Here is a 21,415-nt window from a genome sequence, read left to right on the forward strand (position 1 = left end):
GTTCAGGCCTTGCGCTGGAACGGAAGAACCGTTCCCCTCGCGTTTCGAGGTTTCGTTCGGCTGGCCAGCTCTCGATCAATCAGCTCGGCTGCTAGCGCTTCCGGGGTAATCCCCCGCTTCCGCGCCTCTCGCTCAAGCAACTCCATCGATCCCTGGTCCAGACCGAATTGTTCGGTCGGCATAGGGCCTCCTCGCGGCCTTCAGGCTGCGGTTTGATCGCCGGTATTCTCCGAAGCCAGCGCAGCCAACTGCGCTTCCAGCAGTTCGCGGCACAGCACGGCACGCTGGGTGCGGTGATACGCGGCTAATGCCTGGATCAGGTTGAAAGTGTCCTCATCGACCCGGACCTTGATCTCACGGTCATGCAGGTGCTTGGGGTTGGCGTACATGCGGGGATAGCTCCTTGCAGTTGGAAATGATTAGGCGGCGACTTGCGCAGGCGGAAACGCATCGTCGAGGGCACAACTGGCACCGAGGACGTTCAGCGCTTCCACAATGAGTCGCGCCTCTTGCAGGCCTGGGTTGCGCAGGCCTGATTCGTAGTTGGCCAGGCGGGACTGATTCCAGCCGAGCTGACGGCGCAGCGCTGCCTGGGTAACGCCAGCCCTTTCGCGAATCGTTCGGACTTGGTTCATACGGTCTTCCTCCATTGATGACCGAAGGATAAACACGCATCGTGTTAATTGCAATCACAATAAGTGAAAGCCGGGTATTTCGTTTCGTGATGAAATTCCGCGCATGAACGAATCATTGAGCCAGCGCATCAAGCGCCTGAGAAAAGCGACGGGAATGTCCCAGGCCCAACTGGCAGAGGCCTGTGGCTGGAAATCGCAATCTCGGGTCGGGAATTACGAGGCAGGCACGAGGGAGCCGACCTTGGCAGACATCGCGGCCATGGCATCGGCCTTGGGCGTCGACCAGTCCGAGCTACTGCTTAGCCAGCCTGTCGTCGAGGCTCCTACCACAACAGTTCGAAGCACGGCCGACTTGGTTAAGCTGATGCTTGCCAAAAGTGGTAAGGGCATTCCGGAAGAAGCCCGGCAGCGCTTGATAGCCGCGGCTGAGGATTATTCCTTGTCTGGGGTCATGTCTGATGACATGAAGCGCCCTGGCCTTGTCGGGGACGAGGTCCGGATCGCTCACTACGATATCCGCGCTGCAATGGGTGGCGGCCAACTCCCCCACGACTACCCGGAAATGCTCAAGGACATTCGCGTCAGCCCCAGTCACCTGCGGGAAATCGGCGTCGAGTTCGAGGAGCACTACCACCTGAAGGTGGTCACCGGCTGGGGCCAGTCGATGGAGCCCACCATTAAGCATCGCGACCCGCTGATCGTGAACATCAACGTCCGCGACTTCGTAGGCGATGGGGTGTACCTCTTCGTCTGGGATGACCTGCTCTACATCAAGCGCCTGCAGGTGGCTGATGAGGAGCACTACGAGATGATTTCGGACAACCCGCGGCACAAGGATCGACTGATCCGGCGGGACATGACCTACATCCAGGCGCGGGTGCTACTGGTCTGGAACACACATCTTGTTTAAACCTTACTGACATTTTTTCATTTATAAAAACCACACATGAACATAATCGGGCGTGACGCTTTAGACCAAAAATTTAGACATAAAACTAAAGATTTTGAACCTTTCATTAGCCACATAAGATTTCCGAAATACCGAAATCTTGAACCTGGCCTAAAGCTAGACTTTTTATACCCGATAACAGCTCTCGTTGGTGAGAACGGAACCAACAAAAGCTCAATCATCAGAGCACTTTTCGGCGCCCCTGCGGACAACTCTCCAGGCACATTTTGGTTCTCGACATCGTTAGACCCTATAGAGGAAGAAGGCGGGACCCCCAACTGCCTAATTTACGGCTACCTCAACGAGCATGAGAACCGGATTGTTGAAGTTCTTAAAACACGTTCCAGATACGATAAAACAGTGGCGGGTCAAAACCCTGACTACTGGGAACCTTCGCGCCCGATAGTAAAATATGGCATGGAAAGAATGCCTCCAATTAAGACTGGCGCCCCATTACCTAAAGGGCGATCAAAAACCAGATATAACGCAATAGCCAAAAAAGTCACTTTACTAGATTTCAGAACAGAGCTAAGCGCCTATGATAAATTTTTTTACCACGGCGATTTTCTCAAAACTGAAAAAATAAAAACCAAGCAGGACTTCATTCGACACAAGTCAATTCATCTTCATGCCGCAATTGAAGCAAAATCGGCAAGTTACTTATATTATGGTAGAGATAAAATAGAAGACAAGCTCAATCGCGAACTTAGCAAGGATGAAACCGAACTTGTTTCATACGTTTTGGGGCGATCGTATAAAAAAATTGAAATAGTTGCGCACACGTTTTTTAAGAACCCTGGAAAAACTGTTCGTTTGTCACATTCAGACATTCGGTATTCAGAGGCATTCGCAGGAAGCGGAGAGTTCGCGGTCGTCATGTTAGTGCTTGGCGTACTACAAGCCCCTCCAAACTCTCTAATCCTACTAGACGAACCTGAAGTTTCGCTACATCCTGGCGCGCAGGAACGATTAATGAAGCTGCTTATTAGCGAGGTCACAAAAAATAATCACCAGGTTATTTTATCTACTCACTCACCAGCGATTATTAGGCACCTCCCGCCATCCGCAATCAAAACCCTCAGATTGAACGAAAACACTGGAAAGGTCGCTTTGGTTTCGCAGAGCCTGTCTCCAGACGATGCATTTTACTACATCGGTGAACCTTCAGCGACTAAGCTTACAATTATTGTGGAGGATAAGCTCGCCAAATCGATAGTGGAAAGAGCCCTAAAAAGCTTGGGGCCTCACGTTGAAAAATATGAAGTAATGTATATACCAGGTGGTGCGGAAGCCTTGTGGGCGACCTATGTTCCAATATTTTGCATTGCCGATCGAAAAGATATTCTTTTTCTTCTCGATGGAGACAAACGAAAACCTCCATTACGTAAATCCTCCTCAATACCAGAAGCGGAAAATGAAAGTCTCGGAGAAGAGATTAAAAAGCTAACCGGTTGTAAAATCGACTTCAAGATCGATGGGAACGGAAAAAGCGGCGGAAACAAATCTCAACTTTACTCTATGCAACGCCAATTTATAGATTGGACATCGCAGTATGTTGATTTTTTACCAATGAATACTGCAGAGGAATTCATAGTGGCAAATAGCCCTTCTTTTTCAACGACGCATAAAAACCGTGACGCGAAAGAGATCATACTGGATTACGCAAAAACCCAACTTGACAGAGGCAGCGCAGACCAAATAAAATCTGAGGAAATTTTTACAATTCAATGTATTGAGCTAGCATTAATTCCTTTTAGCAATGCCGATTTCGAAAAAATACGCTCTCGAATCGAGAAATTCAATGATGGCAGATAGATGACCATAAATGTCTTCGATTTTTTTTCGGGCTGCGGAGGCACGAGCTGCGGTTTCCGAAATGCCGGAATGAATGTACGGCTGGGTCTTGATATTGACCCAGACGCCGCGAAAACATATAGGTTCAATTTTCCTGAAGCCGAATTTATTGAAGCAGACATCCGAGCGCTTACTCCAGATGTGCTTTCAAAAATAATGCTTGGCATTGAGGGCAAAGTGCTATTTAGCGGTTGCGCCCCTTGCCAACCGTTCTCCAAACAGAATCGCTTCCAATCGAGCGATGATCCTCGACGCAATCTTCTTTCCGAATTTGGTAGATTTGTAGAGTTCTGGCTCCCTGACTATGTTTTCGTCGAAAACGTTCCCGGAATGCAGAAAGACTGCCTGAAAAGCGAAACTTTTGTTAGCTTCACCAAGCTACTGGACAAGCTTGGATACTCATATGATGCAGCAGTCGTGCAGGCCGCATCCTTTGGCGTACCGCAGACTCGGTCTAGACTAGTATTAGTAGCAGCCAAGCATGAGACTGTAAGTATACCGAGAGCGACTCATGGCGCGGGACTAGCTCCCTTCTCAACTGTGCGCGATTGGATTGAAGATCTGCCGCCTCTCGCAGCTGGAGAGGCTAACCAATCGGACCCTGATCATTGTGCTATGAATCTTTCAGAGATTAATTTGCAGAGGATAGCCCACACCCTGGAGGGTGGCGGAAGAGAAAACTGGCCAGAAGAATTACTTTTAAACTGCCACAGAAATTATTCAGGTCATAGTGATGTATACGGACGTTTAGCCTGGGATAGGCCTGCTTCAGGCCTGACAACAAAATGCCTCAGCTACTCGAATGGCAGATTCGGCCACCCTAATCAAATGAGGGGATTAAGCTTACGTGAGGCTGCATCACTACAGACCTTTCCTAGAAGTTATCGATTCTTCGGCTCCTTGCAATCTCGTGCAAGGCAAGTAGGAAATGCTGTTCCGCCATTGATGGCCGAGAGCATTTCAACCGCTTTTAGCTAAGATTCAGTTGTTGCCCACAATTGCGTGGGCTTTCAACCTCCCTCAGAAAGGCGTCTCTTCCTCCGCTCTCTCCTCCCCCCACCCCCGCTCCACGACCAGGTCTTCACGATCGTCTGCGCTCCCCTCCTCCCACCGAACCGTCACGCTCTCATCGTCGTTGAAGGTCAGGTCCAGCTCCGGCGTCTCGGCCAGCAGCCCCATCACCTCCTCCCACTCCATGTCTCCATCCGTGTCCAGGCGATGGATTGTCACCCAGCGCTGCGACGTAAGCGCTCCATAAACCCCACCTAACCAAAGATGGGCAGCGCACCTAGCTGTGTATGTGAGGTGTGCAATTCCATGGCAGTAGCGCTTCGTAGTCTTCGACTGAGCACGCCTGCGGCAGGCGTTCCAGTGCGTGGCGCAGCCACGCATAGGGTTCTTGGCCGTTGGCTTTGGCCGTTTCTACCAAGCTGTAAAGTTGTGCGCTGGCAGTGGCACCTTTGGGCGTGTCACTGAACAACCAGTTCTTTCTCCCGATGACAAACGGGCGGATCGCACGCTCGGCCGCGTTGTTGTCCATCGGCAAGTAGCCGTGCTCGACGTAGCGTTCCAATTTGCTCCAGTTGCTGGCCAAGTAACCGATGGCCTTGCCCAAGGCATTCTGCGTCGTGACCTGAGGTTGCGTTTTCTCTACCCAGTTTTTCAGCTGAGTCAGCAATGGCAGGCTGCGCTCCATGCGGGCAACCTTACGATCTTCGTCGTCACTGTCCTTCAAGTCGCGCTCGACGCCATAGAGCTTATTGATCAGGTTCAATGCGATGTCAGCGCGTCCTGTTTTGCCCTTGGGCTGTACTTTCTGCGCTTCGACGAACTTGCGGCGCGCGTGCGCCCAGCAGCCCAATCGCTCCAGCCCGTCCTGTGCGGCCAGCGCGTTGTAACCGGCGTAGTCGTCGGTCATGACATAGCCGCGATAGCCGTCCAGCAGGCGCACCGGCACCTCCTGCGCTCGGCTGGTGGCGTAGTCGAAAAGGATCACCGGGCGATCAGGTGGGCCGCCGGTTTGCACCCACATCCAGGATTGGCTGCTGGGCTCACGACCAGGCTCTTTCAACACCTGCACACGTGTTTCATCACAGTGGATGATCCGACTGTTCAACAGGCTTTCGCGCATCAGATTCAGCAGCGGCTGAAAGTGCTCGCTGCATTGAATCACCCAGCGTGCCAGGGTCTGGCGCGGGATATCGATACCGTGACGCCCCAGCACTTTTTCGAAGCGGTGAAGCGGCAAGCCGTCTACGTATTTGGTGGTCAGCAGCATGGCCAGCACACTCGGGCTGGCCATGCTTTTCTCGATCATCTGGGCGGGCTTGTCCGCCGTTACGGGCGCTGACTCGCAGTCCCGGCAGCCGTACACCTTGCGAACATGTTTGATGACGCGAATCTGCATCGGGACGATTTCAAGTTGTTCGCTGACTTCTTCACCGATGGCATGTTTACGGCAGCCACAAGCGCAGGTCAGTTCATGCTCGGGCAGTTCGTGGACAACTTCGATACGCGGCAAATCAGCTGGCAGCGGCTTGCGCTTGCCACGGCGTTTGGTTGGCGCAACGACTTCTTCGTCGTCAGCCTCATCCAAGGGCTCGGCCAGGCTTTCCGCTTCGTCGAAGAGTGGCAACTGTGGTGTCGCCGTATCGCCAGTCTGCTCGGTCTTGCGCCCGAACAAGCGCTGGCGCAACAGCGCAACTTCCTCTTCGAGATGAACGATCTTGCCCTTGTCGGACGCGCGCTCGTGGATCATCTGCTCAAGCAGTTGCTTGAGCAGAACAGGATCGTCAGGGAGGTTTTCGGGCATGGAAATCATGCCGCGGATTATACCGAATCAGGCGACGTATCGAGGCGTCAAAACCTGATGCGGACGGTTGCGCCAGAGGTCGAAGCCATCGAGTAGCCAGTTCAGTTCCTGAACGGTCAGGACAATGGCGACGTCAGTCGGATCAGGTGAAGTTTTGAAACGTTCGGACTCCAGGCGTTTGAGCCAGAGGCAGAAGCCGTTGCGTTCCCAATACAGGATCTTCACGCGGTTGCGCGGCTTGTTGAGGAAGACGAAAAGCACTGGGTCGAACACCGCCACTTTGATATCGAGTTCGACCAATGCGGCCAGGCCATCGATGGATTTTCGAAAGTCGACAGGCTTGGGGTAGAGGTACACTTTTTCGACTTTGGCGTCGGGTCGCATCATGGTCGGCGAGCTCCAGAAAGAAATCGGGAGCACAGCATCGAGGATCAGGTAAGCGCTTTGAATGTGGGGTTCATGGAGCGCTTACGCTGCGACTGCGCGATCGGATGGTTGATCATCGACGACACCCTCAGACCCAGCCGTTCAAGGGCCGTCATCTCCTGGCGCGCTTGTGGGGTCGACTTCTTCTGCTTGGCCATACCTTCCTCCGTTAACTGTATATACATCCAGTATTTGGCGGAGCATACATCACGCCACGTGAAAGGTGAACACGCTTCGCCAAGAAGAATCTCAACACGGGCCTGAAAAAATAAATCACATTTCGTGTTGACACGAAAAACACGATGCGTGATATTTACCTCAACACGCAGTCACTCACCAGAGACTGCGGAGGCCCTCAAGCCTCATCGCTCTTTAACAACCAAGACCGCCGAGCCTGCAGGCATAGCAGGCCACCATCCCCGCAGGGCTCTGGTGCGATCAGGTATGCCGCAATAGAGCGGCATCCAAGCGGCGCGCATGCCTCGACAGATGCAGGAAGCGCGATACCGGGTGAGCGACCGGGGCCTGAGAGAGAACGATTTCACTGGCTGGCCTTGGCGACAGGGCCAGACGGGAAATGAATCCTGACCGGGGTTAGCCGGCCGCTGGACTCCCAAGCGCATAAAGGGATAGCCCTTCCGCATGACGGGCTCAATGGTTGTGCGGTGACAGCCGGAAAGACGGCCCGATGCCCTGCTCCCCATCGCAGGCTGCATCGGAGTGCAAGTTCGCAGGAAGCATCTGCGCGCGGGGACAGAAGTCGCGGGAGTAGCTGCCCAAGACTACCTGGCCGTGGCCTGCCTGATCACCAGGCCGAGAAAGTCCGGCGCAGATAGCGGTTCGACTCCGCTGAGCTTGCACCCCGATGCATCCCGCATCATCAGGAGAACCCCATGAAACACGCAGCAGCTATCGCCCAGCTGGAGATCAGTGCTCAGGCTTGCGAAACCAACGCGCCGATCAACGAGGCTGAGGGCAATCACGAACAAGCTCAGCTTGAGCGTGACAACGCAGCGGCCTACCGGGCGGCAATCGCCCACCTCAAGGCCGACCAGTAACACCCTTTTGCAGGCGAGTCCGAGGGCATCAGCTGGCCAGACTCGACGCATCCCGGGCAGCGCCGGGCGCCTGCACCCTTCCCTTCACTTCGACCGCATTGGCGGGTGCCAGGCTGGCTTTTCACGCCCAGTTTGGTCCCTGGTGCCTGGCACCTGATCCATGCGGTTGGCTACCGAGGTTCACACGATGAGCAAGCACACTCCAGGGCCATGGAGCTACTGGTCCGGCTACAACCCCCTCGACAAACTCGAAGCCCAAGTAACAGCGGACGGAGGCGACATCGTGATCGCCTCCTACAACAGCCTGATCAAGGAAGGCGAAGCAAATGCCTGCTTGATGGCTGCTGCGCCCGACATGTTCGCCGCGCTGGTCTCGCTGACAGAGAACGCACAGCAACGCGTTTTCGAAGACTGGCTTCAGCGTGTCAGCCCAAGCGGCGATGTTGACTTTGTTCAAGCTCAGTGGCTCGACAGCGCCGATTATCTCGAATTCACAGAGGCATGGGCTGAGCAGCTGGACGCCATCGACAAGGCCAGGGTGAAGCCATGAGCGGCTGGATCAAGTGCAGCGACAGGCTGCCTGAGATAGGGACCAGGGTTCTTGCTTGGAACGAACAATACGGTGCCCGTGAGTCGCTTTACCGCGAATACGGCAAGGGCTCGATTGCTCACGCCCACGGATATCCGCCGTACTTCTCGTGGGAAGAGCCGCAAAGCAGCTGGACTTCAAGCTGGAAGCCGACCCACTGGCAGCCCCTCCCTTCCCCACCCACCGAGTAACCCACCACCTGGAGGCGACCATGGCCTACGAAGTAATCGTGGAGGAGTTCGTCCTCCAGTGCGAAATCACCTACTCCAATTCCGTGAAAGGCGATCCGAATAGCTGGGCAAGTCCGGATGACTTCTACGGCTACCGCGAAATTGAGTTTGAAGTCGTCTCGGGCAACACCTATGACGACGAAGGAAATCCAGTTGACCTTGGCAAGAACGGCTGCGCTGCGGCTGCTGAAAAGTACGCCGAGGAAATCGAAGAGATTCTTTGGGAGTACCTGGAAGACAAGGCCGCTGCCGAAGCTGAAGACAGGTATGACGATATTCGCCATAGCAGCTGGGAGGCGGCATGAACAAGAAGACCAGGCAGGATGTGGTGAACATCATAAATTCAAGGTTTGAGGCCATCTGCGCAGGGTACAACGACACGCTGCGCGGCGAATTGGCAATGGCTATTGATCTGGCCGGCCTAACTGGTGCGATTGATATCCCGGATCAGCGCAACTACGTCGAACGCTTGAACCGGATAATCGATAGAGCCCATCAGGCCTGGGCTGACGTCTACCGCAAGCAGGAGGCATCATGACAACTCCAGTTTTCCCGTCGCTGGTTGATGACCAGGTGGCCGAGGTTCAGGAATCCATGGCCCTGCCAGAGGGGCGAATCCTGATGCTGTTCAAAGGTCCGACCCTGTGGGATGCCAAGCAGGCTGCCAAAGAGTCGTTCATCGAAAACCCTGAGGCGTGGCACTGCCGCTCCTACCTCTGCGGAGAGTGGACTGTCGGCTATCAGGTGCGCACATGAGAGACATAGAGCGCACCGTAGAAATCGGCTGGCAGGCTGAGAGCGCCGAACGCCGAGCAAAGAATCGCCAGAGCAGCGCTGAGATGCTCACCGAGCGTGGCATTCAGTTCGAAACCAAGAACATGGGCGCGCACCTGATCGTTTCGCATGAAGGCAAGGTCGCCGACTTCTGGCCCGGCACTGGCAAGTACATCCCGCGCGGCGGCGGCAGGCCTGGGCGAGGAGTCTTCAACCTGCTGAAGCTTCTGGGAATAAAGCCATGACCGGCTACGAGCGCGCCCGCCGTTTCGCCACCTGGCGCGGCAGCTTCATCGCCCTCACCTTCTGCACTGGCTGGCTCCTCCTGAGCGCTCTGGCCGGCAACATCACTTCCTGAGGAAATCAAATGAGCAGCATCACATTCAAGGCGCACGACGTTCAGCTCGAGGCTTTCTGCGGCAACACGATGCTGGTAACGGTTGAGGCCGACTTGACCGCGGTTGTCGAAGACATCCCGGTTGCAGATCGACTGCACGATGTTGATCCGGCCGACATCGTAGAAACAGCCGGCCCAGTCAACCTGCTTAACGCCATGGGCGAACAGCATTTCTCTGCATGGGTTGAAGCCAGCGGTGATTTCTACGAAGCCCTGAATGCCATCGGCATCGAGCGAATTCAGGAATGGATCAGCGACTACACCAGCGGCGAATGATCCCCTGACCCGAATCACGTAGCCGAGCACGGCGGCCCTTCGGGATAACCGTACCCCTTCGGGAGCGTAAGCGGCGAGAGCGCGCAACCATCCACCGCAGCCAGGGCCTGGAGCGTACCTCCGTGCCTGGGTGACCTGGCATTTCCCTATCCCAACTGACGGCGCCGGCCTGGCGCGAGGTTTTCTAATGTCCGCAGAACAGAAACTGATCGCGATCGAAGAGATCAGCGAGGAGAACGCCCCGGCCATCTACGTGGCCGGCGGCCTGAAGCAATTTATCGACCTGGTGAAGGGTGAGATCGAGGGCGAAGTTCCCGATCTGACCACCCGCAAGGGCCGCGAGCGCATCGCCAGCCTGGCCGCCAAGGTTAGCAAGTCGAAGACCGCAGTCGAGAAGCCGGGTCGCGACTACCTGCGCCGTCTCAAGGAAATGCCGAAGGTGGTCGAGGCTGAGCTTCGCGACTTCGTGACCACGATGGACGCGCTGCGGGACGAGACGCGCCGGCCGCTCACCGAGTGGGAGCAGGCAGAAGCCGCCCGTGTCGCCCGGCATGAGCAAGGCATTGCAGCCATCAAAGCGGAAGGCGCCGAACTCGGCCTGCTGACCGCCGAGGACCTTCTGGCCCGGATCGGAAGGGTTGAAGGCGTTGCCCTGGACGACGCCTGGGAGGAATTCACCGCCGAGGCCGGACAGGTGAAAGACCAGGTGCTAGCCGTGCTTCGTGAAGCGCTGGCGGCCCGGCAGAAGCACGACGCAGAGCAGGCCGAGCTGGCCCGGCTGCGCCGCGAAGCTGAAGAGCGCGCCGAGCAGGACCGGATTCGAGCGGCACAAGAGGCCGCTGTCGAGGCCGAGCGCCTGCGCGTGGCCCAGCAGCAGCAAGCAGAACGCGAAGCCGCAGCCCGCCGAGAGCAGGAACTGCTTGACCAGGCCGCTGCGCAAGAACGCGAAGCCGAGAACCAGCGCCTCCAGCTCAAGTTGCAGGCCGAGCAAGCCGAGCGCGCCCGGATCCAGGCTGAAGCCGACCGCGTTGCCGCCGAGCAGCGGATGGAGCAGGAGCGCCAAGACGCCGCACGCCGGCAAGAGGAAGCAGCAGAGCGGGCCAGGCAGGACGAGCGCCGCCGGGCCGATGCAGCCGCCGCCGAGATCGTGCGCCAGCAGGAAGCCCGCGAGCGCGACGAAGCCCACCGCAGAAGCATCAACCGCGCCGCCTTGGAAGCCTTCATGGCCCACGGCATGCCTGAGTCCTGCGCCAAGCAGGCGGTCAAGCTGATCGCCCAGCGCAAGATCCCGAACATCACAATTTCCTACTGAGGTCGCCATGAGCCAAGCAGTAGCCATAATCTCGCAGGACATTTACGCGCAGCGGAACCAGTTCGCCAATGTGCTGACTGACCGCTCGCTGAACTTCGAGCGCGAGGCCGAATTCGCCATCCAGGTGATCACCTCGAGCGAGTACGCCACCAAGGTGGCAATGCAGAACAGGCAGTCGGTGGCCAACGCGATCACCAACATCGCCGCAATCGGCATCAGCCTGAACCCGGCCAAGAAACAGGCCTACCTGGTACCGAGAGACGGCCGCATCTGCTTGGACATCAGCTACATCGGCTTGATGGACCTGGCCATGTCGACCGGCGCAATCCGCTGGGCCCAGGCTGAACTGGTCTACGCCGCAGACGCTTTCAGCCTGAACGGCTTCGACAAGCCTCCGACCCATTCCTACAACCCGTTCGCCAAGGATCGCGGCGAAGTGATCGGCGTGTACGTGGTAGTCAAGACCGCCGACGGCGATTACCTGACCGAAACCATGAGCATCGAGGATGTGAACGCCATCCGTGACCGCTCCAGCGCCTGGAAAGCTTGGGTCAGCAAGAACAAATCCTGCCCGTGGGTCACCGACCCGGGCGAGATGGCTAAGAAGACCGTGGTGAAGCGCGGCTACAAGTACTGGCCCAAGACAGAGCGCCTGGAGCAGGCGATTCACCACCTGAACACGGATGGGGGTGAGGGTCTTGCCAGCCTGGCTGGCTCGGCACCCACCGATCCCGAGATGGTGAACAACTGGATTGCACTGGCACAGAAGGCCGGCAGCCTGGAAGCATTGACCGATGTGTACCAGCAGGCAACCGCAGCCATGAAACAGGCAAAGGATGCGACCGGCCATGCCCGCTTCAAGGCCGAGGTCACCAAGCGCGCCGACGCCATCAAGGCAGAGGCGGCGCCCATCGAAGGCGAATCTGAGGAGGTGTTAGATGGAGCAGCGTAGCGCTGAATGGTTCGCAGCACGCCTTGGCTGCGTCACCGCGAGTCGAGTGAAGGATGTGATGGCCAGCGGCCGGGGCGGCGCACCATCTGCCACCCGGAAAAACTACATGATGGAGCTTCTGTGCGAGCGCCTCACCGGCCAGTCTGGCGGCGCCGACCTTTCCCGCAATGCTGCCGTGCAGCGCGGCGTCGAGCTTGAACCGTTTGCCTGTATGGCCTACGAGGCCGACAAAGGCCTGATGGTTGTCGAAACCGGTCTGGTCATGCACCCGACAATTGCTGGCTTTGGTGCGTCACCGGATGGCCTGGTAGGCGAAGATGGCGTGCTGGAGATCAAGTGCCCGAACACTGCGACCCACATCGCCACCATGCAGTCTGAGCGCCACGACCCGCAGTACGAGTGGCAGATGCTGGCCCAGATGGCCTGCACCGGCAGGGCCTGGGCAGACTTCGTCAGCTACGACGACCGCCTTCCCGAGCAACTCCAGTACGTGTGCCATCGCTTCGAGCGCGACTTCAAGCGCATCCGCGAAATGGAGGCCGAGATCAAGGCGTTTCTGGAAGAGCTCAGCGAGCTGGAGAAGGAGATGCGCGAGCGGATGAAGGAGGCTGCATGAACCAATCAATCGACCTGGAGGCAGCGAAGGCTGCCTTCTTCGCGTCTGGCGGCCAGCTCGTAGTGCTTGAGGGCTTCGAATACGTGCCTTTTCGGCAGCGCAAGCACCCCGAACCAAAGCCAAAGCGGGCCAAGCCAATCAAGCAGGAGCGCGGCAGCGAGCGCAAAAACCGCGCCAAGGCCCGCACAGCTCAGGTAGAAGAGCTCGCCAAGACCATGACCTGTGGCGAGGTCGCAAAGCTCCTGGGCGAAACCAAGACCGCTCTCTGGGGCGTAGCGGCGCGGGGAGGATTCAGGTTCTTCAGCCCGCCGAAGCCGGCCAGACCCGAAAAGGTGAAGGCCGAGCCGAGTCAGGAAGATCGCGACCTCGCCGACAAGATCATAGCCCTGCGTGATTCCGGCATGTCCCGGTGGGGCGTGACACTGGAGCTAGGCATTGGAAACTGCAGATTCGCCCGCATCCTCGCTGCGTTCGACATCGACTTCCCGCTCCAGCGGAATCGGGGGTAGGCCATGATCGCCACCATGTCTCAGCCTGTGCCAGCCGTGAAGTACGCGGCCGCCATGGCCAGATCCACTGGTCAGCCTTGGGGCGTATACCGAGGAAACAAGCGTCTACTGGTGGTTATGCCGTCTGGCTCGACGAAGAAAACGCCCATTGAGGTGTGCCACCCATGAGACGCATCCAGAAGCTCACGCAGCAGCGTCGCCGCCAGCTGCACATACACATCCCGCCCAGCGGAATCATGGAGGCGCCGTATGGCGATGTCACCCAGGGAACGCGACGAGAAGCGCCGCGCCAAAGCCGAACGGTTACAGGAAGAAGACCTGCGCTTGAAGGTTCGACCAGGGACTAAACAGGCCCTGCTGGAGCTGATGGAGTGGGCCGGCATCGAGGAACAGGGCGAGGCGATGACGCTGATGATTCATCACATCGAAGCGCTCGGGCATCACGCATTATTCAGGATTACGCGCCACGAAATCGAAGCTCACCGATCTGTGGCGCGGTCTGAACCGCTGCGGCTGTCAGCCAGGAAACGAACCGGCCAGCACCTGCGAGCGATATGCGGCTGGGCGGACGCCACTTACAGCCAGATGATCGAGGCGCTGATCCACGGCATCCACGCTCTGGGCAGGCTGCACGCAGCGAAGTTTCTCACCCCGCCACGGCATGAAATCAGCATATCGCCCCGCATGGCCATGGCCTTCGACCGGAAGAGCATGCTGATGATTCAGCAGGATCCAGGGGATGAGGTTATCCAGCCTATGGCAATGAGGGGTCTGGCTGGTATGGCCCAAGAACTTTGTTGATGTTTGGCCAGACTAGGTAGGCCTTCCAGTTCTCATTGTCGTTTGAGCAGTAAACCAGGAATTCGCTACTGCTATCCCTGCTGACTCTGTATCTGATGATGCCGCAGCTTTTTACCTTGGCTTGAGCCAACGACGAGGAGATTGCGGTGTTGTATTCCCAGTTCCAATCGCCTGGATACTTGTCCTCTACAGATTCAGCTTGGGCTCCAAACGGAAGCAGCAGCGCTGCCAATACCAGAAACCTCTTCAATCCAGCACCTCCATGGCCCGGCCCCATGCCGGTCACCCGTAATACCCCATCCCAAACCAAATTGCCACCATGCCGCCACCAGCACGGAGGGCGGCGCATGCTCAGGAGATTCCGCATGCAGAACATCCCGCCCCGCCCGACAGCCGACAAGGCAATGATCCTGGAAGCCTGCAAGGTGGTAGCAGAGAAGCTGGACGGCGCCGACGCCGAGACGATCGCCCAGCACTACCGACGCCACATGGATGGCTTCGAACTGGCGAAGGAGCTCGACAAATACGCCTACTGGGACACCACCAGGGATGACATGGAAGCGCTGGATGAAGTCGATGCCCTGGTTGATCAGGCGGAGCGTAAGGCCGTGAAAGCATGGGCTGAAGAGCATAACCCACAACCTCCGCTGCCTATTGGAACTCGCATCACGCAGGGCGTAATCACTGGAATCTACGATTACGAGCCAGCCACCTACCGGGTCAAGGAAGATGGCTGCACCAACGACAGCCGGAGCCTTCTGATCAAGTTCGAGAACGCTGTCGCCGCCTGACCCTCCGGCGCTGCCCGCCAGCGCCTTCCCCTCTCAAACGATGAACGCCTCCCCGGAGAGGGCGGCGCCTGCCTGGAGACACCATGAAGGTTCAGATCAGGACGCTCTACAAGTGCGGCTTCTGTGGCGACATCCACGACGATGAAGATGGAGCCCGGGAGTGCTGCCAGCCAGAAGTGGAGGAGATGTTCGAATGCCCGGTATGCAAGACCATCCATGACGGCGAGGACGAAGCGCGCTTGTGCTGCGAAAGCGACTCGATCAAGTGCCCATCCTGCTACAGGGACCATTCATCCATCACGCTGTCGTTCCAGGCAATCAAGATCGCCGGCCACTGCACCACCTGCAACCCGATGTTCACCATCGACCAGCAGCAGGCCATTCAGGACCTGCATTACCACGAGACCGGGCGCCGCGAGCACCTGTTCGACTGATCCTCGACCGAGACCACTATGACCACAGCAATCGACCTGTTCGCCGGCCTCGGCGGATGGAGCACCGGCGCGCGCGCCGCAGGCGTCCAGGTTCTCTGGGCGGCAAACCACTGGCCAGATGCCGTGAAATGGCATGCAGCCAACCATCCCAACACCGAGCATGTCTGCCAGGATCTGCACCAGGCTCGCTGGGAGCAGGTACCTGCTCACGACATCCTGCTCGCTTCGCCGTGTTGCCAGGGGCACGCCAAGGCCCGCGGGAAGAAATCGGGGAACCCTGAGCATGACGCATCGCGCTCGACGGCCTGGGCGCCGGTAGCGGCCCTTGAGTTCCACCGGCCGCAGGCAGCCATCATCGAGAACGTACCGGAGTTCACCGACTGGGTGCTCTACCCGGCTTGGTTGCAAGCCATCCAGGCGCTGGGGTATCAGGCAGCGCCGCACATCGTGGACTGCGCTGACCTCGGTGTGCCGCAGCACCGGGTGCGCCTGTTCATGGTCCTGACGCGCAGCAAGGCCCCGCTGATGCTGCAGCTGCCGCAGGAACGGCATGTGTCAGCCGCCAGTTTCCTCGACTTCGACGCCGGGCGCTGGTCACAGATCGAGAAGCTAGGCCGGGCCCAGGCCACGCTCGACCGAGTGCGCAACGGGCGCCAACGCTTCGGAGATCGCTTCATCATGCCCTACTACGGCAAGGGCTCCGGCACCACCGGCCGCGACATCAACCGGCCGATCGGCACCATTACCACCCTAGACCGATGGGCTCTGGTCGACGGCGACCGCATGCGGATGCTCAGCGCCAGCGAGGCCCTGGCCGCGATGTCATTCCCAGCTGACACCCTACGGCCGGACAATCACCGGCTGACCATGCACATGGCCGGCAATGCGGTACCACCGCTGGCCGGTCAGCGAGTCATCGAGGCCTTGATGAAGGCCGCATGACCGAAAGAGCACATCTGTACTCCATCCAGCTGTAACCCCTCTCCCAATTATTTCGAGGCGGCGATTCGATCAGCGGCGGGAGGGCCATCAGAGGCAATACGGCGAGCACGACCAACCCCCCAGGCCAGAGCTCGAGTCATCGACTCCCCTGGTCGCGAATCGAAGGCCTCCTCATGGATAGCCATACCGCTAGGGGCATAAACCCCGATGAACATCTGCGTCGTACCTCCCCGCGACAGTCGCACCTGAACATCAATATGCGTTCCATCGCTGAGGGTTTCGTCGTGAGTACGGTGGTGAAGCGTTGGATCAGCCCACCCCCAAAAAACCTCACCGCGAATCCTCATGTCGACCTCCTACGAGTTTAGTTGTATGCCACAGGTGAACTCTCACCATAGCCAAAGCGAGGCGAGACGCAATCTCGGTATCGCAGCTTGAGAACTGAATCGGACCATCGGCCGATTTTCTTGTACCGAACCCAACCACTTGTACAACTCACTGCCGCGATATGGCGGCCAAGGAATCGTCATGCCCGAAAAAATTGAGTTGGACCTCGACGCGATCGAGGCGGCGGCCAAGGCTGCTACCCCGCAAGACTTCGTCAGCGCCCAAGTCGGTGGTGCCGAAGAAGGATGGATGGAATGCCCTGGGTGTGGCGGTGAAGGCTCTGTCGAGCTGACGGCCGACTACCTGAACTACGACGGCGTGGCACTGGGTGTCCAGTTCTACGGGATCGGTGAGCCGCACGTACATGCGGAGGCCCACTATCGCGCGGCCCGGCCCGCAGTGGTGCTGGCCATGGTTGAAGAGATCCGCAACCTGCGCCAGCAGCTGGAGCAGCAGAAGGACATCAGCCGGACCATCACCCTGGCGGGGTGCGAGTACACGGAAGATGACCTCATCGGCACTGCGGTCCGGTGCGTAAGCGGGACCAGCAGGCAGAAGACCCCGCGCTGGGTGCTCATGATGGACGCCTTTGTCTGCGGCTCAGGCGTAGCCCAAGCGCTGTGCCGGCGTTACGGGCTGGACCCAGACGAGGGCCTGCGCAAATGACCCGCCTCGCCCTCTGCCTCCTGCTGCTGGCCACCGGCGCCAGCGCAGAACAACTCAGCGACGACATCGAGGTCGTTCGTGATAACCAGCGCGGCGTCACCTGCTACGCGTTCAAGCGTGGCTATGCCGGCGGCATCAGCTGCATCCCCGACAGCCAACTGCAGGCCGGCAACCAGCGCCAGCTCTCGCCGCACGAAACCCAACCCGAACCTACACCCGCACTGGCGCCTGGGCGCTGGATTGATGAGAGGTATCAGCTGTGAGCAAGATCGTGCATCTCGTTTCGCACCGTGGCTGTTTCGACGACCACGATTGCCAGATCGCGTGCGGCCAGGCCGGCGAGGACATGAATGGATCGGATCGCCCAAACGAAGTCACCTGCAAAAAGTGCCTACGGGTCCATGCATCACGCGAGCGCCATCACGAAAAGTGGCTCGCGAAGCGCCAGGCGGCGCAGCAGGTGGCGCCATGACCGACCTGATCGAAGTGAAGGCGGCAGACCTAGCCGGTGAGGCGCTGGGATGGGCAGTCGGCAAGGCGGAAGGGCTGGACGTGTACCTGGAGCCTCCCGGGTACAACGGCGTGCCCTGGCGGGTGTTCGCCCGGTACCGGGGCCAGGCCATCGAGCACACCAAGCGCTACAACCCATGGGAGGACTGGTCCCTGGCCGGCGCCCTGCAAGACAAGTACGTGCGCTTGGTAGAGCGTAGCGCGGACGGCGAGAGTGTTGCCATCACGTGGCGGCCTGGCTCGTGCCGTGAGGGTGAAGGCTGGGGGGATACGACGCCAGTAGCGGTGTGCCGGTCCATCGTCGAACTCATCCGCGGCGATACCGTCCAGGTGCCGAAGGAGCTGATGCCATGATCCTGCCCCTGATGTACATGGCCTACCTGGTATGGAGAGCGCCTCAATGAGGAAGGTAACCCGCACAGTTGATGACCCGACGGCCAAGTGGGGCTTCCGAGTAATCCCAGCCACCTATGAGGAAGCCGAGAAGATCACCGGCTTCCGCCTGGACCGACGCCACAACTACTCCATCAACCGGGACGGCGAAGTCGAGGTACTGGGCGTGTGTTCCGTGGAGTGTTCAGGTTGCAGCTGCGATTGCTCAAGCTGCAGCTATGGCTACAACGCCCACCCGGCAGCTGGCTGCCGAGAATGCGGCTACACCGGGCGCAGCCGCATGTACTTCGGCTATCCGCCGAGCCCGCCCAGGCTCAAGAAAGCAGCATAACCCCTCCCCCGACAACTCAAGCCCGCCGACATGCGCGGGCATGGAGAGCTATTGCCATGACAAAAGAAGAACTGGCCGGCCTGCCGGCGAAGGTGCGTATTGCCACGGAAGCTGGCAAGGCCGCAGCAGCTGCCTGCACTGATGATGGCGGGAGCGCGAACCTTGACCGGGTAGTGATCCCGGTGCCCGGCCTACGCCCCAATCAACTGCCAGGCCTCCCGGGCTATCTGCAGAAGAAGAGCCGCTACCACCAGCAAGGCATCCATCTGGACACGCCGTGGCCAGGCCAGGGCAATCAGCACAGTGCCGGCGTGCAAGCCATGCATCAATCGCTGAAAGACCAGGGCGTCAATTGCTACGTCTACTACCAGGTCGATTGACCACCAACCTGCCGCCACCGGCGGCGTGGAGACACCCATGGCGAATGCCACAGCAGCAAAGCCCTCAAGCATTCAGCCACGGTTCATCCGGTTCGGCGATGCGCCTGGGTATCTCGGCATGTGCCGGGATGAGTTCAACAAGACGGTCAGGCCGAACGTGCGGGAATTCCCCATCGGAAAACAGGGCGTGGCCTTTGACCGCCAGGAGCTTGATGAGTGGGCGGACGCCTACATCGAAGCCAAGGCGATTGAAAAAGCCACCGGACAGGACAACAATCGGCCCCGCAGCGAGCGCCGAGGAGATGATACATGGCGCGAAAAACGATCACCGGGCTCTACGAGAAGGGCGGTGTCTGGCAAATCGATAAAGTCTACAAAGGGGAGCGAATTCGAGAAAGTACTGGAACTGGTGACCGGGAAGAGGCAGAGCAGTACCTGATCCACAAGCTCGAGCAGCTGCGTCAAAGGAAGGTGTATGGCATTCGGCAGGTCCACACCTGGGAGGAGGCGGCAATGCGCTACCTCCTTGAGGTCAAGGACCAGCCCTCCATTCACCTCACTGCCTTGTGCATGAAGCAGCTTCACCCGTACCTGGGCCACCTGCCGCTGACGCACATCGATGACCAGGCGCTGGAGCCGTTTATCAGGGATCGGCAGACAGAAAAGGTTCTGCCGGATGGGACCATTGAAAAGGCCGTGAGCAACCGGACGATCAACATCGCCATCGAGCGCGCGGTCCGGGTTTTGACGCTCTGCGCCAGGAAGTGGCGAGACGATGATCGCCGGCCATGGCTGGACAGTGTGCCCATGCTGAGGAAGCTCGAAGAGAAGAAGTCGAGCCGTAAGCCCTACCCAATGTCATGGGAAGAGCAGTCGATCCTCTTCAACGAGTTACCGGGCCACCTGCAAACGATGGCCCTGTTCAAGGTAAACACGGGCTGCCGGGAGCAAGAGGTGTGCAAGCTGAGGTGGGATTGGGAGATATCGGTGCCGGAACTGGGAACCAGTGTTTTCCTGATCCCTGCTGACTTCGGCGGGAGACACGCCCGGTCGGGCGTAAAGAATGGCGACGAGCGCCTGGTGGTGCTGAACAACGTGGCCAAGTCGATTATTGAAAGGCAGCGCGGGATCAGCAAGGAATGGGTATTCCCATACAACGGCACCGCGATGCACCGGATGAACGACTCGGCATGGAAGAAGGCACGGGTGAGAGCGGCGAAACTCTGGCAGGAGGAAAACCTTCGCCCCGCTCACCCTGGATATGCCTCGATCAGGATTCACGACTTGAAGCACACCTTCGGTCGACGACTGCGGGCAGCAGGCGTTACTGAAGAGGATCGGAAATCACTGCTCGGGCACAAGAACGGCAGCATCACCAGCCACTACTCCGGCGCTGAGCTGGGCAAGCTGATTGAGGCTGCGAACATGGTATCAACAACTGACTCTCGCGGGCCGGTGTTGACGATCTTGAAGAGGAAAATCGGATGAAGTCCCGAAAAACTCCCCACATGCAAAAACGACAAAGCCACCCGGAGGTGGCTAAGTCGTTGAAATATATGGTCGGGACGGAGTGATTCGAACACTCGACCCCTTGCACCCCATGCAAGTGCGCTACCGGGCTGCGCTACGCCCCGACTGGGCTTTGAAGCATGTTCTCAATCTTGCCGAGAACGTTGAAGAATGTACCCTAACCCTCTGATAAATGAAAGCTTTTTCTCAAAAAAATTTCCATTCATCAGAAACCCGGTTTACTTCTTCAAAACCACCAACACATCCTCCAACTCAACAATCATCTGCCGAATCAGCTGCTTGTACTGGCTGGATTCATCTTTAGCCTCATCACTGGAGAGCCTCAACCGCGCCCCGCCAATGGTGAACCCCTGATCATACAGCAGCGCACGAATCTGGCGGATCATCAGCACATCCTGGCGCTGGTAATACCGCCGGTTCCCCCGCCGCTTCACAGGGTTCAGCTGGTCGAACTCCTGCTCCCAATACCGCAGCACGTGTGGCTTTACGGCACACAACTCGCTCACTTCACCAATGGTGAAGTAGCGTTTGCCCGGTATGGGGGGCAGTTCGTCGTTATGGCTTGGTTCCAGCATAGGCCTCAACCCGGGCCTTCAACTTCTGCCCTGGACGAAAGGTGACGACGCGCCGTGCAGTGATCGGGATTTCTTCCCCTGTCTTGGGGTTACGGCCCGGCCGCTGGCGTTTGTCGCGAAGGTCGAAGTTGCCGAAACCGGACAGCTTGACCTGCTCGTTCTCTTCAAGTGCGTGCCGAATTTCTTCGAAAAACAGCTCGACCAGCTCCTTGGCCTCACGCTTGTTAAGCCCCAGCTCCTCGTACAGCCTTTCGGCCATCTCAGCTTTCGTCAGAGCACCCATGCC

Annotated in this window: 36 protein-coding genes, 1 tRNA gene and 1 pseudogene; 27 read left to right on the top strand and 11 right to left on the bottom strand. The window is 58.3% G+C overall.

Features of this window, described 5'->3' with window-relative positions; translation table 11 throughout:
- Positions 1–2: 2 nt before the first annotated feature.
- From KW568_RS17965 to KW568_RS17975, 3 genes are read right to left on the bottom strand one after another with little or no spacing between them, the layout of a single operon-like run.
- A complete protein-coding gene (locus KW568_RS17965; protein WP_084850610.1) occupies positions 3–182 on the bottom strand; it encodes a hypothetical protein in 180 nt (59 codons plus the stop codon).
- Positions 183–200: 18 nt separating this feature from the next.
- Positions 201–389 carry a hypothetical protein gene (locus tag KW568_RS17970; RefSeq protein ID WP_004573832.1) on the bottom strand — a complete coding sequence of 63 codons (189 nt, stop codon included), beginning with the start codon at positions 387–389 and terminating at the stop codon, positions 201–203.
- Positions 390–419: 30 nt separating this feature from the next.
- A complete protein-coding gene (locus tag KW568_RS17975) occupies positions 420–635 on the bottom strand; it encodes a helix-turn-helix transcriptional regulator (RefSeq protein ID WP_004573831.1) in 216 nt (71 codons plus the stop codon).
- Positions 636–738: 103 nt separating this feature from the next.
- Here KW568_RS17975 and KW568_RS17980 point away from each other — a divergent pair, with 103 nt between their 5' ends.
- Genes KW568_RS17980 through KW568_RS17990 form a run of 3 tightly spaced genes read left to right on the top strand, consistent with a single transcriptional unit; the run spans position 739 to position 4,416 of the window.
- Positions 739–1,545 carry an XRE family transcriptional regulator gene (locus KW568_RS17980; protein WP_259536575.1) on the top strand — a complete coding sequence of 269 codons (807 nt, stop codon included), beginning with the start codon at positions 739–741 and terminating at the stop codon, positions 1,543–1,545.
- 36 nt (positions 1,546–1,581) lie between these two features.
- Complete coding sequence (locus KW568_RS17985; RefSeq protein WP_259536576.1) at positions 1,582–3,399, top strand: ATP-dependent endonuclease; 1,818 nt, start codon at positions 1,582–1,584, stop codon at positions 3,397–3,399.
- Positions 3,400–4,416 carry a DNA cytosine methyltransferase gene (locus KW568_RS17990; RefSeq protein WP_082423985.1) on the top strand — a complete coding sequence of 339 codons (1,017 nt, stop codon included), beginning with the start codon at positions 3,400–3,402 and terminating at the stop codon, positions 4,414–4,416.
- Positions 4,417–4,458: 42 nt separating this feature from the next.
- Here the strand turns inward: KW568_RS17990 and KW568_RS17995 are convergent.
- The 4 genes and pseudogenes from KW568_RS17995 to KW568_RS18010 form a co-directional block, all read right to left on the bottom strand.
- Positions 4,459–4,680: pseudogene (locus tag KW568_RS17995) on the bottom strand (DUF1654 domain-containing protein); the annotation flags it as partial.
- A gap of 46 nt (positions 4,681–4,726) precedes the next feature.
- On the bottom strand, positions 4,727–6,259 hold the full coding sequence (locus tag KW568_RS18000) for an IS66-like element ISPpu13 family transposase (RefSeq protein WP_029885958.1): 1,533 nt from the start codon (positions 6,257–6,259) through the stop codon (positions 4,727–4,729).
- Between the two features lie 18 nt (positions 6,260–6,277).
- Positions 6,278–6,637, bottom strand: a complete 360-nt coding sequence (tnpB, locus tag KW568_RS18005; RefSeq protein ID WP_010954006.1) for an IS66 family insertion sequence element accessory protein TnpB — start codon at positions 6,635–6,637, stop codon at positions 6,278–6,280.
- 44 nt (positions 6,638–6,681) lie between these two features.
- Positions 6,682–6,834, bottom strand: a complete 153-nt coding sequence (locus KW568_RS18010) for a hypothetical protein (protein WP_310796052.1) — start codon at positions 6,832–6,834, stop codon at positions 6,682–6,684.
- A 735-nt stretch (positions 6,835–7,569) separates the two neighbouring features.
- Here KW568_RS18010 and KW568_RS18015 point away from each other — a divergent pair.
- The 16 genes from KW568_RS18015 (at position 7,570) to KW568_RS18085 (ending at position 16,357) form a co-directional block, all read left to right on the top strand.
- Positions 7,570–7,734: a hypothetical protein gene (locus KW568_RS18015; RefSeq protein ID WP_259536577.1), complete on the top strand. Its 165-nt coding sequence runs from the start codon at positions 7,570–7,572 to the stop codon at positions 7,732–7,734.
- A gap of 187 nt (positions 7,735–7,921) precedes the next feature.
- Positions 7,922–8,284 carry a hypothetical protein gene (locus tag KW568_RS18020; protein ID WP_259536578.1) on the top strand — a complete coding sequence of 121 codons (363 nt, stop codon included), beginning with the start codon at positions 7,922–7,924 and terminating at the stop codon, positions 8,282–8,284.
- Entirely contained in the window at positions 8,281–8,514 is a 234-nt protein-coding gene (locus tag KW568_RS31175) for a DUF551 domain-containing protein (RefSeq protein ID WP_409077979.1), read from the top strand. Before KW568_RS18020 ends, KW568_RS31175 begins: the two co-directional genes overlap by 4 nt.
- A 20-nt stretch (positions 8,515–8,534) precedes the next feature.
- Positions 8,535–8,858 (top strand): hypothetical protein, encoded by a 324-nt coding sequence (locus KW568_RS18025; protein ID WP_259536579.1) that lies wholly within the window; start codon positions 8,535–8,537, stop codon positions 8,856–8,858.
- Entirely contained in the window at positions 8,855–9,091 is a 237-nt protein-coding gene (locus KW568_RS18030; protein WP_259536580.1) for a hypothetical protein, read from the top strand. The genes KW568_RS18025 and KW568_RS18030 overlap by 4 nt, the downstream gene beginning before the upstream one ends.
- The gene (locus tag KW568_RS18035; RefSeq protein ID WP_196172363.1) at positions 9,088–9,309 is read left to right on the top strand and encodes a hypothetical protein; all 222 of its coding nucleotides are present in this window, start codon (positions 9,088–9,090) and stop codon (positions 9,307–9,309) included. The genes KW568_RS18030 and KW568_RS18035 overlap by 4 nt, the downstream gene beginning before the upstream one ends.
- Positions 9,306–9,572 carry a hypothetical protein gene (locus KW568_RS18040; RefSeq protein ID WP_259536581.1) on the top strand — a complete coding sequence of 89 codons (267 nt, stop codon included), beginning with the start codon at positions 9,306–9,308 and terminating at the stop codon, positions 9,570–9,572. Before KW568_RS18035 ends, KW568_RS18040 begins: the two co-directional genes overlap by 4 nt.
- A 122-nt stretch (positions 9,573–9,694) precedes the next feature.
- Entirely contained in the window at positions 9,695–10,000 is a 306-nt protein-coding gene (locus KW568_RS18045; protein WP_028697931.1) for a hypothetical protein, read from the top strand.
- Between the two features lie 187 nt (positions 10,001–10,187).
- Entirely contained in the window at positions 10,188–11,312 is a 1,125-nt protein-coding gene (locus KW568_RS18050; RefSeq protein ID WP_259536582.1) for a hypothetical protein, read from the top strand.
- 7 nt (positions 11,313–11,319) lie between these two features.
- A complete protein-coding gene (locus KW568_RS18055; protein WP_103444655.1) occupies positions 11,320–12,264 on the top strand; it encodes a recombinase RecT in 945 nt (314 codons plus the stop codon).
- Positions 12,251–12,880 carry a lambda exonuclease family protein gene (locus KW568_RS18060; RefSeq protein ID WP_103444656.1) on the top strand — a complete coding sequence of 210 codons (630 nt, stop codon included), beginning with the start codon at positions 12,251–12,253 and terminating at the stop codon, positions 12,878–12,880. The genes KW568_RS18055 and KW568_RS18060 overlap by 14 nt, the downstream gene beginning before the upstream one ends.
- Entirely contained in the window at positions 12,877–13,389 is a 513-nt protein-coding gene (locus KW568_RS18065) for a hypothetical protein (RefSeq protein ID WP_259536583.1), read from the top strand. Before KW568_RS18060 ends, KW568_RS18065 begins: the two co-directional genes overlap by 4 nt.
- Positions 13,390–13,638: 249 nt before the next feature.
- Positions 13,639–14,190, top strand: coding sequence for a hypothetical protein (locus KW568_RS18070; RefSeq protein ID WP_029885840.1), 552 nt, complete (start codon positions 13,639–13,641; stop codon positions 14,188–14,190).
- A gap of 365 nt (positions 14,191–14,555) precedes the next feature.
- Entirely contained in the window at positions 14,556–14,981 is a 426-nt protein-coding gene (locus KW568_RS18075) for a hypothetical protein (RefSeq protein ID WP_060489023.1), read from the top strand.
- 83 nt (positions 14,982–15,064) lie between these two features.
- A complete protein-coding gene (locus KW568_RS18080; protein ID WP_016711325.1) occupies positions 15,065–15,415 on the top strand; it encodes a hypothetical protein in 351 nt (116 codons plus the stop codon).
- 18 nt (positions 15,416–15,433) lie between these two features.
- Positions 15,434–16,357, top strand: coding sequence for a DNA cytosine methyltransferase (locus KW568_RS18085; RefSeq protein ID WP_121757583.1), 924 nt, complete (start codon positions 15,434–15,436; stop codon positions 16,355–16,357).
- Positions 16,358–16,404: 47 nt separating this feature from the next.
- Here KW568_RS18085 and KW568_RS18090 read toward each other — a convergent pair whose 3' ends face one another.
- Positions 16,405–16,704 carry a hypothetical protein gene (locus KW568_RS18090; protein WP_049274152.1) on the bottom strand — a complete coding sequence of 100 codons (300 nt, stop codon included), beginning with the start codon at positions 16,702–16,704 and terminating at the stop codon, positions 16,405–16,407.
- A 181-nt stretch (positions 16,705–16,885) separates the two neighbouring features.
- Between KW568_RS18090 and KW568_RS18095 the strand changes: the two genes are divergently transcribed.
- Genes KW568_RS18095 through KW568_RS18130 form a run of 8 tightly spaced genes read left to right on the top strand, consistent with a single transcriptional unit; the run spans position 16,886 to position 20,512 of the window.
- The gene (locus tag KW568_RS18095; RefSeq protein ID WP_259536584.1) at positions 16,886–17,410 is read left to right on the top strand and encodes a hypothetical protein; all 525 of its coding nucleotides are present in this window, start codon (positions 16,886–16,888) and stop codon (positions 17,408–17,410) included.
- Positions 17,407–17,673 (top strand): hypothetical protein, encoded by a 267-nt coding sequence (locus tag KW568_RS18100; RefSeq protein ID WP_259536585.1) that lies wholly within the window; start codon positions 17,407–17,409, stop codon positions 17,671–17,673. Before KW568_RS18095 ends, KW568_RS18100 begins: the two co-directional genes overlap by 4 nt.
- Positions 17,670–17,882, top strand: a complete 213-nt coding sequence (locus KW568_RS18105) for a hypothetical protein (protein ID WP_232858632.1) — start codon at positions 17,670–17,672, stop codon at positions 17,880–17,882. The genes KW568_RS18100 and KW568_RS18105 overlap by 4 nt, the downstream gene beginning before the upstream one ends.
- Positions 17,879–18,274 (top strand): phage protein NinX family protein, encoded by a 396-nt coding sequence (locus tag KW568_RS18110; RefSeq protein WP_232858773.1) that lies wholly within the window; start codon positions 17,879–17,881, stop codon positions 18,272–18,274. Before KW568_RS18105 ends, KW568_RS18110 begins: the two co-directional genes overlap by 4 nt.
- A gap of 46 nt (positions 18,275–18,320) precedes the next feature.
- Positions 18,321–18,644 (top strand): hypothetical protein, encoded by a 324-nt coding sequence (locus KW568_RS18115; protein WP_232858630.1) that lies wholly within the window; start codon positions 18,321–18,323, stop codon positions 18,642–18,644.
- Between the two features lie 56 nt (positions 18,645–18,700).
- A complete protein-coding gene (locus KW568_RS18120; protein ID WP_201212938.1) occupies positions 18,701–19,024 on the top strand; it encodes a hypothetical protein in 324 nt (107 codons plus the stop codon).
- Positions 19,025–19,061: 37 nt separating this feature from the next.
- Complete coding sequence (locus KW568_RS18125) at positions 19,062–19,463, top strand: hypothetical protein (protein ID WP_232858629.1); 402 nt, start codon at positions 19,062–19,064, stop codon at positions 19,461–19,463.
- Positions 19,385–20,512 carry a tyrosine-type recombinase/integrase gene (locus KW568_RS18130; protein WP_259538915.1) on the top strand — a complete coding sequence of 376 codons (1,128 nt, stop codon included), beginning with the start codon at positions 19,385–19,387 and terminating at the stop codon, positions 20,510–20,512. Before KW568_RS18125 ends, KW568_RS18130 begins: the two co-directional genes overlap by 79 nt.
- Before the next feature lie 69 nt (positions 20,513–20,581).
- Here KW568_RS18130 and KW568_RS18135 read toward each other — a convergent pair.
- The 3 genes from KW568_RS18135 to ihfA all read right to left on the bottom strand — a co-directional run bounded on the left by KW568_RS18135 (position 20,582) and on the right by ihfA (position 21,412).
- A tRNA-Pro gene (locus tag KW568_RS18135) sits at positions 20,582–20,658 on the bottom strand.
- Positions 20,659–20,772: 114 nt separating this feature from the next.
- Positions 20,773–21,129: a MerR family transcriptional regulator gene (locus KW568_RS18140; RefSeq protein ID WP_003250681.1), complete on the bottom strand. Its 357-nt coding sequence runs from the start codon at positions 21,127–21,129 to the stop codon at positions 20,773–20,775.
- Positions 21,110–21,412, bottom strand: a complete 303-nt coding sequence (ihfA, locus tag KW568_RS18145; RefSeq protein ID WP_003250679.1) for an integration host factor subunit alpha — start codon at positions 21,410–21,412, stop codon at positions 21,110–21,112. Before ihfA ends, KW568_RS18140 begins: the two co-directional genes overlap by 20 nt.
- Between the last annotated feature and the right edge of the window lie 3 nt (positions 21,413–21,415).

It is taken from the genome of Pseudomonas sp. HD6515 (assembly GCF_024971855.1).
GTDB classification, from domain to species: Bacteria; Pseudomonadota; Gammaproteobacteria; order Pseudomonadales; family Pseudomonadaceae; genus Aquipseudomonas; species Aquipseudomonas alloputida.

What these genes read in the sequence shown, in the direction of transcription:
- KW568_RS17965 (WP_084850610.1), bottom strand. Translation starts at nt 182, where the DNA reads ATGCCGACCGAACAATTCGGTCTGGACCAGGGATCGATGGAGTTGCTT.
- KW568_RS17970 (WP_004573832.1), bottom strand. Translation starts at nt 389, where the DNA reads ATGTACGCCAACCCCAAGCACCTGCATGACCGTGAGATCAAGGTCCGG.
- KW568_RS17975 (WP_004573831.1), bottom strand. Translation starts at nt 635, where the DNA reads ATGAACCAAGTCCGAACGATTCGCGAAAGGGCTGGCGTTACCCAGGCA.
- KW568_RS17980 (WP_259536575.1), top strand. Translation starts at nt 739, where the DNA reads ATGAACGAATCATTGAGCCAGCGCATCAAGCGCCTGAGAAAAGCGACG.
- KW568_RS17985 (WP_259536576.1), top strand. Translation starts at nt 1,582, where the DNA reads ATGAACATAATCGGGCGTGACGCTTTAGACCAAAAATTTAGACATAAA.
- KW568_RS17990 (WP_082423985.1), top strand. Translation starts at nt 3,400, where the DNA reads ATGACCATAAATGTCTTCGATTTTTTTTCGGGCTGCGGAGGCACGAGC.
- KW568_RS18000 (WP_029885958.1), bottom strand. Translation starts at nt 6,259, where the DNA reads ATGATTTCCATGCCCGAAAACCTCCCTGACGATCCTGTTCTGCTCAAG.
- tnpB (WP_010954006.1), bottom strand. Translation starts at nt 6,637, where the DNA reads ATGATGCGACCCGACGCCAAAGTCGAAAAAGTGTACCTCTACCCCAAG.
- KW568_RS18010 (WP_310796052.1), bottom strand. Translation starts at nt 6,834, where the DNA reads ATGGCCAAGCAGAAGAAGTCGACCCCACAAGCGCGCCAGGAGATGACG.
- KW568_RS18015 (WP_259536577.1), top strand. Translation starts at nt 7,570, where the DNA reads ATGAAACACGCAGCAGCTATCGCCCAGCTGGAGATCAGTGCTCAGGCT.
- KW568_RS18020 (WP_259536578.1), top strand. Translation starts at nt 7,922, where the DNA reads ATGAGCAAGCACACTCCAGGGCCATGGAGCTACTGGTCCGGCTACAAC.
- KW568_RS31175 (WP_409077979.1), top strand. Translation starts at nt 8,281, where the DNA reads ATGAGCGGCTGGATCAAGTGCAGCGACAGGCTGCCTGAGATAGGGACC.
- KW568_RS18025 (WP_259536579.1), top strand. Translation starts at nt 8,535, where the DNA reads ATGGCCTACGAAGTAATCGTGGAGGAGTTCGTCCTCCAGTGCGAAATC.
- KW568_RS18030 (WP_259536580.1), top strand. Translation starts at nt 8,855, where the DNA reads ATGAACAAGAAGACCAGGCAGGATGTGGTGAACATCATAAATTCAAGG.
- KW568_RS18035 (WP_196172363.1), top strand. Translation starts at nt 9,088, where the DNA reads ATGACAACTCCAGTTTTCCCGTCGCTGGTTGATGACCAGGTGGCCGAG.
- KW568_RS18040 (WP_259536581.1), top strand. Translation starts at nt 9,306, where the DNA reads ATGAGAGACATAGAGCGCACCGTAGAAATCGGCTGGCAGGCTGAGAGC.
- KW568_RS18045 (WP_028697931.1), top strand. Translation starts at nt 9,695, where the DNA reads ATGAGCAGCATCACATTCAAGGCGCACGACGTTCAGCTCGAGGCTTTC.
- KW568_RS18050 (WP_259536582.1), top strand. Translation starts at nt 10,188, where the DNA reads ATGTCCGCAGAACAGAAACTGATCGCGATCGAAGAGATCAGCGAGGAG.
- KW568_RS18055 (WP_103444655.1), top strand. Translation starts at nt 11,320, where the DNA reads ATGAGCCAAGCAGTAGCCATAATCTCGCAGGACATTTACGCGCAGCGG.
- KW568_RS18060 (WP_103444656.1), top strand. Translation starts at nt 12,251, where the DNA reads ATGGAGCAGCGTAGCGCTGAATGGTTCGCAGCACGCCTTGGCTGCGTC.
- KW568_RS18065 (WP_259536583.1), top strand. Translation starts at nt 12,877, where the DNA reads ATGAACCAATCAATCGACCTGGAGGCAGCGAAGGCTGCCTTCTTCGCG.
- KW568_RS18070 (WP_029885840.1), top strand. Translation starts at nt 13,639, where the DNA reads ATGGCGATGTCACCCAGGGAACGCGACGAGAAGCGCCGCGCCAAAGCC.
- KW568_RS18075 (WP_060489023.1), top strand. Translation starts at nt 14,556, where the DNA reads ATGCAGAACATCCCGCCCCGCCCGACAGCCGACAAGGCAATGATCCTG.
- KW568_RS18080 (WP_016711325.1), top strand. Translation starts at nt 15,065, where the DNA reads ATGAAGGTTCAGATCAGGACGCTCTACAAGTGCGGCTTCTGTGGCGAC.
- KW568_RS18085 (WP_121757583.1), top strand. Translation starts at nt 15,434, where the DNA reads ATGACCACAGCAATCGACCTGTTCGCCGGCCTCGGCGGATGGAGCACC.
- KW568_RS18090 (WP_049274152.1), bottom strand. Translation starts at nt 16,704, where the DNA reads ATGAGGATTCGCGGTGAGGTTTTTTGGGGGTGGGCTGATCCAACGCTT.
- KW568_RS18095 (WP_259536584.1), top strand. Translation starts at nt 16,886, where the DNA reads ATGCCCGAAAAAATTGAGTTGGACCTCGACGCGATCGAGGCGGCGGCC.
- KW568_RS18100 (WP_259536585.1), top strand. Translation starts at nt 17,407, where the DNA reads ATGACCCGCCTCGCCCTCTGCCTCCTGCTGCTGGCCACCGGCGCCAGC.
- KW568_RS18110 (WP_232858773.1), top strand. Translation starts at nt 17,879, where the DNA reads ATGACCGACCTGATCGAAGTGAAGGCGGCAGACCTAGCCGGTGAGGCG.
- KW568_RS18115 (WP_232858630.1), top strand. Translation starts at nt 18,321, where the DNA reads ATGAGGAAGGTAACCCGCACAGTTGATGACCCGACGGCCAAGTGGGGC.
- KW568_RS18120 (WP_201212938.1), top strand. Translation starts at nt 18,701, where the DNA reads ATGACAAAAGAAGAACTGGCCGGCCTGCCGGCGAAGGTGCGTATTGCC.
- KW568_RS18125 (WP_232858629.1), top strand. Translation starts at nt 19,062, where the DNA reads ATGGCGAATGCCACAGCAGCAAAGCCCTCAAGCATTCAGCCACGGTTC.
- KW568_RS18140 (WP_003250681.1), bottom strand. Translation starts at nt 21,129, where the DNA reads ATGCTGGAACCAAGCCATAACGACGAACTGCCCCCCATACCGGGCAAA.
- ihfA (WP_003250679.1), bottom strand. Translation starts at nt 21,412, where the DNA reads ATGGGTGCTCTGACGAAAGCTGAGATGGCCGAAAGGCTGTACGAGGAG.